Consider the following 1,020-nt stretch of genomic DNA (forward strand, 5'->3'; position numbering starts at 1 on the left):
ACACCGACGGCACCATGAACTCCGGCAACCGCCCCGACACGAACCGACGCAACTCAGCCGCAGACACACCGGCGGTCAGGTCGAAGTCCACGCCACCGGCGCCCTCACCGGCACCCGCCACGCCCACCGCGACGACGTAGCCGACCAGTTGCTTGCCTTCCGGGCGCTCGTGCACGGCCACGACGGCCTGGGCGACACCCGGGTGTGCGACCAGGGCCGCCTCCACCTCGGCGGGCTCGATCCGCAGACCACGCACCTTGATCTGCGTGTCGTCACGGCCCACGTACTCAAGCACCCCGGCCGACGTCCAACGCGCCATGTCGCCCGTGCGGTACATCCGTGCCCCCGCCGGACCGAACGGATCCGCGACGAACCGCTCCGCCGTCAGCCCCGAACGGCCTCGGTAGCCGCGGCTCACGCTGGTGCCCGCCACGTACAGCTCTCCCACGACGCCGGGGGGTACCGGTGTCAGTCCTGGTCCCAGGACGTGGGCGCGGACGTTGTTCAGGGGGCTGCCGATCGGCGCGGTGGCCTCGCCGTCCCAGTCGTCGGTGCCGGGGAGGGAGAACATGCTGGCGTAGAAGGTCTCGGTCTGGCCGTAGCCGTTGACGACCCGTACCCCAGGGAAGACCTCCCGGGCCCGGGCGACCAACGAACCGGACAGCCCTTCGCCCGCGAACACCAGCGTGTCCACCGCGACCCTGCCCGCGATCTGATCCAGCAACTCCGCGAACACCGAAGGCACCGAACTGATCACACCACCCGACCAGGACTCCCGCTCCCCCAGCTCCAGCACATCACGCACCACCTCGACCGTGCCGCCCACCGCCAGCGTCGTCACGATCTCGAACACCGACACATCGAAGTTCACCGACGTCGCAGCCAACGTCCGGAGGCCGGGTTCCGCGCCCAGGGCGGAAACGAACGAGGGGACGACGTTGGTCACGTTGCGGTGGGTGACGGTCACGCCCTTGGGGGTGCCGGTGGAACCGGACGTGTACATCACATACGCCGTGTTGT

General features: G+C 69.6%; 1 protein-coding gene. It reads right to left on the bottom strand.

The features are described 5' to 3' along the window. Positions 1-1,003: AMP-binding protein (locus tag IE274_RS39120; RefSeq protein WP_229910124.1), on the bottom strand; the 1,003-nt coding region annotated here is incomplete at its 3' end. Between the last annotated feature and the right edge of the window lie 17 nt (positions 1,004-1,020).

Source organism: Streptomyces flavofungini (genome assembly GCF_014650815.1).
GTDB classification, from domain to species: domain Bacteria; phylum Actinomycetota; class Actinomycetes; order Streptomycetales; family Streptomycetaceae; genus Streptomyces; species Streptomyces flavofungini.